This window comes from Clostridia bacterium, assembly GCA_019683875.1.
Taxonomy (GTDB): domain Bacteria; phylum Bacillota; class Sulfobacillia; order RBS10-35; family Bu92; genus Bu92.
On record JADGHN010000066.1, the window covers coordinates 1 to 10,174 of the forward strand.

General features: G+C 70.1%; 7 protein-coding genes. All 7 read left to right on the forward strand.

Translation table 11 applies throughout. From position 1 onward, the window contains the following. Window positions 1-1,467: ABC transporter ATP-binding protein (locus IRZ18_06495; protein MBX5476754.1), on the forward strand; the 1,467-nt coding region annotated here is incomplete at its 5' end. A gap of 5 nt (window positions 1,468-1,472) precedes the next feature. After that, window positions 1,473-2,030, forward strand: a complete 558-nt coding sequence (gene hpt, locus IRZ18_06500; GenBank protein MBX5476755.1) for a hypoxanthine phosphoribosyltransferase — start codon at window positions 1,473-1,475, stop codon at window positions 2,028-2,030. Further along, complete coding sequence (gene hpt / locus IRZ18_06505; GenBank protein MBX5476756.1) at window positions 2,027-2,584, forward strand: hypoxanthine phosphoribosyltransferase; 558 nt, start codon at window positions 2,027-2,029, stop codon at window positions 2,582-2,584. Before hpt (IRZ18_06500) ends, hpt (IRZ18_06505) begins: the two co-directional genes overlap by 4 nt. Further along, the gene (guaA, locus tag IRZ18_06510; GenBank protein MBX5476757.1) at window positions 2,581-4,125 is read left to right on the forward strand and encodes a glutamine-hydrolyzing GMP synthase; all 1,545 of its coding nucleotides are present in this window, start codon (window positions 2,581-2,583) and stop codon (window positions 4,123-4,125) included. The genes hpt (IRZ18_06505) and guaA overlap by 4 nt, the downstream gene beginning before the upstream one ends. Window positions 4,126-4,197: 72 nt before the next feature. Then, window positions 4,198-4,692, forward strand: coding sequence for a hypothetical protein (locus IRZ18_06515; GenBank protein MBX5476758.1), 495 nt, complete (start codon window positions 4,198-4,200; stop codon window positions 4,690-4,692). A gap of 405 nt (window positions 4,693-5,097) precedes the next feature. Beyond that, window positions 5,098-8,022, forward strand: a complete 2,925-nt coding sequence (locus IRZ18_06520) for an HD domain-containing protein (GenBank protein ID MBX5476759.1) — start codon at window positions 5,098-5,100, stop codon at window positions 8,020-8,022. Window positions 8,023-8,025: 3 nt separating this feature from the next. Further along, on the forward strand, window positions 8,026-10,174 hold a 2,149-nt coding region (locus IRZ18_06525; protein ID MBX5476760.1), incomplete at its 3' end, for a UvrD-helicase domain-containing protein.

Here is a 10,174-nt window from a genome sequence, read left to right on the forward strand (position 1 = left end):
GACCTGCGCGCGCAGCTTTTCGGGCACATCCAGGCGCTGTCGTTCGAGTTCTTCGACGGGCGCCCGGCCGGCAAGGTCCTGGTTCGCGTGATCAACGACGTCAACGCGCTCAACGACCTGATGTCGAACGGCGTGGTGAACACGCTGGGCGACGCGTTCACGCTGCTCGGCATCCTCGGCATGCTGTTCTACCTGGAGCCGCGGCTGGCGCTCGTCTCGGTGGTCGTCGTCCCCGTGATGTTTCTCATCTCCACGCGCCTGCGCGTCCGCATCCGCCGCGCCTGGCAGACGGTGCGCATGCGCATCGCGACGATCAACGCCCACCTCAACGAAGCGCTGCAGGGCATGCGGGTCACCCAGGCCTTCACGCAGGAGCGGGAGAACCAGATCTTTTTCGGCAACCTGAACTTCGCAAATTACCGGTCGTACATGCGCGCCGTCCACCAGAACTCGCAGTTCGGGCCGCTCGTGGAGCTGACGGGCGCGGTGGGCACGGCGGCGGTGTTCATCTACGGGGTCATGCTGTGGCGTCAGGGCGCGATCTCCCTCGGCAACCTGGTGGCGTTCGTCAACTACACGGGCAACTTTTGGGAACCCATCTCCCGCATCGGCCAGGTGTACAGCACCCTGCTGGTGGCCATGGCCTCGTCGGAGCGGATCTTCGAGATCCTCGACACGCCGGCGAAGGTGACGAACCGGCCGGGCGCCGTCACGGTCGAGCGCCTGGAGGGGCGCGTCACGTTCGAGCACGTGCACTTCGCGTATGAGAAGGACCGCGGAGAAGCGCTTCGCGACGTCAACTTCGACGTCCAGCCCGGGCAGACGGTCGCGCTCGTGGGGCACACGGGCGCCGGCAAGACGTCGATCGTCAACCTCATCGCGCGCTTCTACGACGTGACGTCCGGCCGGGTGCTGATCGACGGCCGCGACGTGCGGGAGTACGACCTCGCCTCCCTGCGGCGCAACATCGCGTTCGTGCTGCAGGACACGTTCGTCTTCGCGGGCACCATCCGCGACAACATCCGCTACGGGCGCCTGGACGCCACGGACGAGGAGGTGGAGGCGGCCGCGCGCGCGGTGCACGCGCACGAGTTCATCATGCGGCTGCCTCAGGGATACGACACGGAAGTCCGCGAGCGCGGCAGCCGCCTTTCCGCGGGGGAGCGCCAGCTGCTCTCCTTCGCGCGGGCCATCCTCGCGGACCCGAGGATCCTGATCCTGGACGAGGCCACCTCCGCCATCGACACGCAGACGGAGCTGCTCATCCAGGACGCGCTGGCCCGCCTGTTGAAAGGGCGGACGTCCTTCGTGGTCGCGCACCGCCTCTCGACGATCCGTCGCGCCGACCTCATCCTGGTCCTCGACCACGGCCGCATCGTCGAGCGGGGCGACCACGCCACGCTCGTGGCGAAGCGAGGCGTCTATCACCGCCTGCTGGAGTCGCAGTACCGCTTCCTGCTACACTAATGGCCATGAACCTGAATCCGCACGAAGACGTCGCCGAGATCCTCGTCACCGCAGAGCAGATCGCCCGGCGCACGGAAGAGCTGGCCCGCACCCTGGAGCGGGACTACCGCGGCCGGCCCATCAAGATGGTCTGCATCCTGAAGGGCGCCGTGCCCTTCGCGGCGGATCTCATGCGCGCCATGAACCACCCGGTGGCCATCGACTTCATGGCCGTCTCCAGCTACGGCGCGTCGACGAAGTCCTCCGGCGTGGTCCGCCTCTTGAACGACCTCGACGAGAGCATCGAGGACCAGGATGTCCTCATCGTGGAGGACATCGTCGACACCGGCCTCACGCTGAAGTACCTGCGGGAGAACCTGAGCGCGCGCGGCCCGAGGAGCCTCAAGGTTGCCGTCCTGCTGGACAAGCGGGAGCGGCGCCTCGTCGACGTGGACGTGGAGTACGTCGGCTTCCGCATTCCGGACCGTTTCGTGGTGGGCTACGGGCTCGACTACGCCGGCTTCTACCGCAACCTGCCGTACGTGGGCGTGCTGAAGCCGTCCGTCTACGAGGAGGCCCGATGAACGGCCCACGCGCCACGCCGCACGCGGACGTCCAGGAGATCCTCTTCGACGAAGCCACCATCGCGCGCCGCGTGCGGGAAATCGCGGAGGCGATCAACGCGGTCCAGGCCGGGCGCGAGCTCACCGTGGTCGGCGTGCTGACCGGCGCCTGCGCCTTCACGGCCGATCTCATCCGTTGCCTGGACATGCCGCTGTTCCTCGACTTCATCGCCGTCTCCAGCTACGGCCAGGCGACGACGACGAGCGGCGTCGTGCGCCTCAACAAGGACCTCGACATCCCGCTCGAAGGCCGCGACGTGCTCGTCGTCGAGGACATCGTCGACACCGGCCTGACGCTGCAGTACCTGCGCGAGAACCTGCTGGCGCGGCGGCCGCGCTCGCTGCGCATCGCGGTGCTCCTGGACAAGGCGAGCCGCCGGCAGGTGCCGGTGCCGGTCGACTACGTGGGCTTCGAGATCCCGGACGTGTTCGTCGTGGGCTACGGCATCGACTACGCCGGCCGCTACCGCAACCTTCCGTACGTCGCCACGCTGAAGCCGGAGGTCTACCGATGAGCGACGCCGCCGTTCGCCACCGGAGGGTGGTCGTGCTCGACTTCGGCGCGCAGTACGCGCAGCTGATCTGCCGCCGCGTGAGGGAAGCGGGCGTGTACGCGGAGCTGTGGCCGTACGACACCCCCGCCGCGCGCTGGGAAGGGTCCGACGTGGCCGCGATCATCCTGTCCGGCGGGCCGGAGAGCGTGTACGCGGAGGACGCTCCGCGCGTCGACGCGGCGGCGTTTGTCGGCCGGCCCGTGCTGGGCATCTGCTACGGCATGCAGCTCCTGGCCCATGTCCTGGGCGGCGAGGTCGTGCCGGCCGGGGCAGGCGAATACGGCCACGCGCGCCTGGCGGTGGAAGAACCGCTGGATCTCTTCGCCGGACTCCCCGCCCGCATGGACGTGTGGATGAGCCACGGCGACCACGTGGTCCAGCCGCCGCCCGGGTTCCGCGTCCTGGCGCGGTCGGACGCCGGCGTCATCGCCGCGATCGGAGACCCCGAACGGCGTTGGTACGGCGTCCAGTTCCACCCGGAAGTGACCCACACGCCGGGCGGGACCGCCCTGATCCGCAACTTCCTGTTCCGCATCGCGGGCCTGCGCCCGGAGTGGACGCCGGCGGCGTTCGTCGACGAGGCCGTCGCCCGCATCCGGCAGCAGGTGGGGGACGGCCGGGCCATCGCCGCGCTGTCCGGCGGCGTCGACTCCATGGTGGCTGCGGCGCTCGTTCACCGCGCCATCGGCGACCGGCTCACCGCCGTGTTCGTCGACCACGGGCTGCTTCGTCTGGGAGAGGCGGAAGAGGTGCGGAACCTCGTCGGCACCACCCTCGGCATCCCGCTCAGGGTCGTCGACGCGCGGGACCGGTTCCTCGCCGAACTGCGGGGGGTCACCGATCCGGAAGAGAAGCGGCGGCGAATCGGGCGGACGTTCATCGACGTCTTCGAGGAGACGACGGCGCAACTGGGCGGCGCGGATTTCCTCGTTCAGGGCACGCTGTACCCCGACGTCATCGAAAGCGGGCGCGGCGCGGCTCACGTCATCAAGACCCACCACAACGTGGGCGGGCTCCCGGAGCGGATGCGCCTGCGCCTGGTCGAGCCTCTGCGGGACCTCTTCAAGGACGAGGTGCGGGCCGTCGGCCGCCAGCTGGGGTTGCCGGAGACGGCGGTCATGCGCCAGCCGTTTCCGGGACCCGGGCTTGCCGTGCGCGTCGTGGGCGAGGTCACGCGCGAGCGTCTTGAGATGCTGCGCGCGGCCGACGCCATCGTGCGCGAGGAGCTTGAGCGGGCCGGGCTGGCCCGCGACCTGTGGCAGTATTTCGCCGTGCTCACGGGCACGCACACTGTCGGCGTCAAGGGCGACCGCCGCGCATACGGCGAGACCGTCGCGGTGCGCGCCGTGACCAGCCAGGACGCGATGACGGCCGACTGGGCCGAGCTGCCGTATCCCGTCCTCAAACGCCTCGCCGATCGCATCGCGGCCGAGGTGCCGGGGTGCACGCGCGTGGTGTACGACATCACCTCCAAGCCGCCGGGCACCATCGAGTGGGAGTGACGTCGCCCGGGCGACGCCTGCGCATAGCCTTGCCGCGGACGTGACACACTGCCGCTTACGGAGGTCGTGCTCATGCGTCCCTGGCGCGTCCGCGCGGCGCTCGTCGTGGCGTTGATGGCCGCCCTGACGCCGGCCTGCTCGTCGGCGGGAGGCGGCCAGGCGCGCCAGTCGCCCGGCTCCGACCGCATGGAGATCCGGTCCATCGTCAAGGACGAACTGCAATCGGCGGAGGTCAAGGCGGAGATCCAGAACGTCGTGCGGCAGCAGGCGGTCGCGCCGGAGATTCAACGCACGCTGACCACGCCGGAGAGCCAGAAGCTCATCCTGGACCAGATGAAAAAGATCATGGAGTCCCCCGAATTCCAGAAGACGTTGGAGAAGCAGATGGAGACGCTGCTTCAGTCCACCCGAATGCAGAGCGCCATCTTGCAGACCGTGAAGACGGCCCTGATGCAGCTGGCGTCCGGCGGCGGCGGAGCCGCCGGAGGAGGCGGCGGGGGCTCGTCCGGAGCGGGCGGCACCGGCGGGGGCTCGTCCGGAGCGGGCGGAACCGGCGGGGGCGGTTGACGCGAACCCCGCGGCCCTGTTGGACGGAACGACGCCGAAATGACAATGGGGCCTTCGTCCCTGAGCTATAGGACGGAGGCCCCGTTTTTTCGTTGAATTGTCGTATGATGTCGAACGATTGTTGTCGTTTATGTCGTTAAATCTGAAGAGATTTGACCAATGGTGTCGAACAGAATGAAGCGGAAGGCCAATCGGCCTTCCGGGCGAGCCGGTCGAGGCCACGAGCCCGCGAGGTCGGCTTTCAAAAAAAGGAAGCCGCTTCGACTCCGCGAATAGGAGGGAGGTGCGCGACATGAACAAGGCTTTCCGGATCACGCTCCTTCTCGCCGCTCTGTTCGCGCTCGTGTTCGGCGCCAGCGCCTACGGGCCGAACTGGCCGTGGGACTTCTAAGCGAGGAATAGACGGTGACACCGCTCACATCCCATCTCAAGCGGTACTTCACGCTTGTGGCCTTGGCCGGCCTCGCCGCCTTCGTGCACTGCCTGGTTGCGCAGCCTTACGTATCCATGCCACTCGTGGCCGGCGCCGCCGCGGTCTACGTCCTGGCGGAGGCGACGCAACTGGTTCTCCCCTCAGGGGCCGGCTTCTCCAGTTCCGTCGTGCCGGTCATCGCATTCCTTTGGACGTTCGGACCGGCGAACGCCCTTTCTGCGCTCGTCCTTGGGGCTCTCGCCGCGTCGGTGGTGCGCCGGGCCAACGCGTTCGTGACGCTGTACAACGCCGCCTCGTGGTGCGTCGCCCTGTGGGCCGCGTCGTGGTTCCAGCCGCTCTCCAGGGCGGACCCGCTGCCGTACATGGTCGCGTCTTACGTGACGTTTTACGCCTGCACCTCGACGCTGCTGATCGTGGGCCTCGTTCTGTACCGGCGCCAGCCGTTCCCGGTGGTCCTCGGCCAGTACGCGCGGGAGACGTTCCTCCCGTTCGCCGGCAGCTTCGTCGCCGCCGCGCTGATGACGGCCGCCGCGATCGAATGGGGCGTCGTCGGGCTGGCCCTGGCGGCCAGCGTCATGTTCGTCTCGCAGGTCACCCTCTACCTGTATGGCCAGACGCTTCGCGGCCGCATCGTCCGCGGGCTCCTGGCGCGGTGGAAGGCACTGGCGTACGCCGGCGACCCTCGCGTGCGGTGGCAGCTCCATTACGCGACGGCCATCGGCGAGGAGCTGGGGCTGACGTCGGTGGAGCAGACGATCCTGCGCGAGGCCACGCTGCTGCACGACATCGCGATGGACAGCGTGTTGCCCGGCGTGCTGACGCGGGCCGACGCGCTCGGCCCGGAGGAACGCGCGGTCATGCGACGGCACCCCGTCGTCGGCGCGGACGCCATCGGCCGGTTCGCGGAGCTGGCGGACGTCGCCCGCGCCGTGCGGCATCACCACGAGCGTTGGGACGGCGGCGGCTACCCGGACGGGTTGGCCGGCGAGGCGATCCCCCTTGCATCGCGGATCATCGCGGTCGTCGACGCGTTTGTCGCCCTCACCCACCCGCTTCCCTATCGCGGCGCGGCGCTCGGGGCGGAAGAGGCGATGGCCGTTGTGATGGAGGAAAGCGGACGGCAGTTCTGGCCGCCGGCCGTCGAAGCGCTGCGACGCATCCTCGCCCGCGAGGCCGCGCAGAACCTGCTCGCCGCCACGGCGGAACGGGAGCAGGGGGTCAAGGCCGCGCTGGACCATCTGATGACCACAATTCGCCGCCAGCGGGCCTTCCGCCAGCGCTTCGACGGCGAGGCCTCCACGGCGACGCCGGAGCACTGGCGCGCGCTGTACGAACTGGGCCGGATGATCAACAGTTCCCTCTCCGTCACGGAGGTGGCGGACGTCACCCTCGGGGTGATGGCGAGGGTGTTCACGGGCGGCGGGCTGGTCAGCGTGCGCTCCGAGGAAGGCTGGATCGTGCGCAGCGTGCGCCGACTGCCCGCAGGCCTGATCGGGATGCCGGCCGGCCTCGACGACCCGGAGCTCGCCGCCACGTCGCGCGACGGGGCCACGCAACTGTTCGACGCCCGCCGCGCCGGGGCGTGGGCCGCTCCCTTTCTCGCCGAGGGGCTCCGCCACGTGATGGTCCTGCCGGTCCACTGGAACGAGGAGACGGTGGCGGTCATCGTGTTCGGACGCGGCCGGCCGTTCGGCGAAGCGGAGCGCGAGGTGGCGGAGATCATCGCCGCGCAGGCGGCCCTGGCGATCGGCAACGCCACGCTGTTCCAGGAGCGGGAGTGCCGCATCGCGGAGATCGAAGCGCTGCACCGCTTGACCGACGCCGTGATCGAGAACATGGGCGCGGCGCTCGCCGTCTTCGACGACGATGGGCGCCTCCGGCGCGTGAACTGCCAGGCCCGCCGCATGTGGAAAGCCCTCGGCCACCGGCTGCGGATGGAATCGGGGGCGTCCATCGAGGAACTGGGCCGGCGGCTGGGGCCCATGGCGGAAACCGCTGGCCGGCGGCTGCTCCGGGATGGCTTCCGCGAGCCGCTCGACCTCGGCGAGATCGTCCTCGCCGGTCCGAAGGACGAGCGCGTGGTGGCGGTCACGGCTGCGCCGCTGCGGGAGGACGTGCACGGCGGGGGCGGGGGGATCGTCGTCGTCCTCCAGGACGTGACCGAGCACCGCCGTCTCGAACAGGAGGTCCGCCACGCGGAACGCCTGGCGGCCGTCGGCAGCATGGCGGCCGCGGCGGCGCACGAGATTCGCAATCCGCTCACGGCCATCAAGGGCTTCCTCCAACTGCTCGAACGCGACCCCGGAGCGGCGGAACTGGCCCAACTGCTTCCCCTGGTGCTCTCGGAAGTGGGGCGGATCGAACGCCTGACCAGCGACATGCTGCTCCTCGCGCGTCCGCCGGCCGACCCGCACGTGGCCTGCGACCTCGCCGAGGAGGTGGCCGCGGTGTTGCGGCTCGTCGCGGGACAGGTCGAGAAGACCGGCGTGCAGGTGTGCCTGTCGGGCTTCGGAGGGCCGGCGCTCGTGCGCGGCGAAGCGCCACGCGTCCGGCAGGTCATGCTGAACCTGGTGCGCAACGCGCTTGAGGAGATGCCCGGTGGCGGGCGCCTGTCCCTGTGCCTGGAGGAGGACGCTGGCGAGTACGTCCTGACCGTGAGCGACACCGGGCCCGGCATTCCGGAGCGCTTCATGGACCGTCTCTTCGAGCCGTTCCAGACGGCGAAACCGCACGGCACCGGCCTGGGTCTCGCCGTGAGCGCGAGCATCGTCCACTCGCTGGGCGGGCGCATCCAGGCCGCCAACCTGCCCGAGGGCGGCGCCTGTTTCCGCGTCACCTGGCCCAAGGCGCTGTCCGGCGCCGGGCCCCGTGAAGGCGTCCAGGGCGGTATAATGTAGGGCATGGACATCGTCGCCGGGTTGAACGAGGCGCAGCGCGCGGCCGTCACGCATGGAGACGGCCCGCTTTTGATTCTGGCCGGGGCCGGGTCCGGCAAGACCAACGTCCTCACGCGGCGGATCGCGTGGCTTCTCCAGCGGGGCGTGCCGCCGGACGGCATCATCGCGCTGACCTTCACGAACAAGGCGGCGAACGAGATGAAGGAGCGCGTCCGCCGCTGGGCCGGCGCGAAGGCCGCCGATCTGTGGGTCTCCACGTTCCACTCGGCGTGCGTCCGGATCCTTCGCCCGCACGCGGAACGATTGGGCTACGGCCGCTCCTTCACCGTCGTCGACGCAGACGATCAACGCGCTCTCGTCCGCGCCTGCCTCAAGGATCTGGACCTCAGCGACAAGCGCTTCCCTCCGGGCGCCGTGCTCTCCGCCATCAGCCAGTGGAAGGCGGAGCTCGTCACGCCAGAGGAGGCCCTGCGCGGCGCCGGCGACTTCTTCCGCCACGAGGCGGCGCGCGTCTACGGCCGCTACCAGGCGCGCCTGCAGGAGGCGAACGCCGTCGACTTCGACGACCTCCTCATGCTCACCGTGCGCCTCTTCGAGCAACACCCGGACGTCGCGAGGCAATACGCGGATCGCTTCCAGCACGTGCTGGTCGACGAGTACCAGGACACGAACCGCACGCAGTACCGCATCGTGCGGGCGCTTTCCGCCATCCACCGCAACGTCTTCGTCGTGGGCGACGCCGACCAGTCGATCTACGGCTGGCGAGGGGCCGACATCCGCAACATCCTCGACTTCGAGCGCGATTTCCCCGACGCCTCCGTGATCCGGCTGGAGCAGAACTACCGCTCGACGCAGAACATCCTCGACGCCGCCAGCCGCGTCATCGCCCACAACCGCCAGCGGCGGGAAAAGCGGCTGTGGAGCGACCTGGGGCCGGGGGAGCCGGTCGCGTTCCACTGCGCCTGGGACGAGATGGCGGAAGCCGACTTCGTCGTCGGCGAGATCGAGCGGCTCGTGGCGCGGGAAGGCCGGTCGTACGCCGATTTCGCCGTGCTCTACCGGACGCATGCGCAGTCGCGCATTCTTGAGGAGGCGTGCCTGCGGCGCGGGGTGCCGTACCACATCGTCGGCGGCCTGAAGTTCTACGAGCGCAAGGAAGTCAAGGACGTGCTCGCCTACGTGCGGCTGGCCGCCAACCCGCACGACTGGCTCAGCTTTGAGCGCATCGTCAACGTGCCGCGCCGCGGCGTCGGGCCGGCCACGCTGGAGCGCATCCGCGCGGCCCGGGGTGTGCGGCCGATCTACGAGGCGCTGGAGGAAGCCGGCGCCATCCCCGGCATCCAGGCGAGGGCGGCGGCCGAACTTGCGAAGCTCGGCGCGCTGTTGCGCGACCTCGCGGAGCGCGCGTCGAAGGTGCCCGTGGCGGAACTGGTGCGGGCGGCCATCGAGGAGAGCGGTTACCGTCAGGACCTGCTGGCCGACGGCTCGCCGCAGGCGCTGGCCCGCGTGGAGAACCTGGACGAGCTCCTCACGGTCGCCCACTCCTTCGTGGGAAGCGAGCCGGGCGCGCAGCTGGAGGAGTTCCTCGCGGAGGTCGCGCTCGTCTCCGAAGCGGACGCCTATGACCCCGAGCGGCCGGCCGTGGCTCTCATGACGTTGCACGCCGCCAAGGGGCTCGAGTTCCCCGTCGTGTTCCTCGTCGGCATGGAGGAGCGCGTCTTCCCCCACGGGCGGTCGATCGACGAGGGCAACGTCGAGGAGGAGCGGCGCCTCTGTTACGTGGGCATGACCCGCGCCCGCGAGCGGTTGTACCTGACCTGCGCACGCCGGCGGAGCCTCTTCGGGGAAGTCCAGCTGCACGAACCGTCGCGCTTCCTTGAGGAGGTTGGCGAAGAGTTTCTGCAGCCGGTGGCCGGCAGCCCCGCGCTGAGCGGATTGGCGGAGGGGGACGCGGAGCCGCTCGACGTCCCGTGGCTGCAGAGCGGCCCCCGCGATCCCGTCTCGTCGTGGCGGCGACGCGCCGGCGGCGGGTTTCCTCGCGCGCACGCGGGGGCGTGGGGCGCCGCGGCTTCGCGCGAGAGCGCCGCAACCGCGGGCGGGGGCGGCGGCGGGGGCGCCCCCGCGGGGGCGGCCGCGGCGGCGCCCGCACCGC

Excerpts from the sequence above, each read along its gene's own strand:
- hpt (MBX5476755.1), top strand. The coding sequence starts at position 1,473 with ATGAACCTGAATCCGCACGAAGACGTCGCCGAGATCCTCGTCACCGCA.
- hpt (MBX5476756.1), top strand. The coding sequence starts at position 2,027 with ATGAACGGCCCACGCGCCACGCCGCACGCGGACGTCCAGGAGATCCTC.
- guaA (MBX5476757.1), top strand. The coding sequence starts at position 2,581 with ATGAGCGACGCCGCCGTTCGCCACCGGAGGGTGGTCGTGCTCGACTTC.
- IRZ18_06515 (MBX5476758.1), top strand. The coding sequence starts at position 4,198 with ATGCGTCCCTGGCGCGTCCGCGCGGCGCTCGTCGTGGCGTTGATGGCC.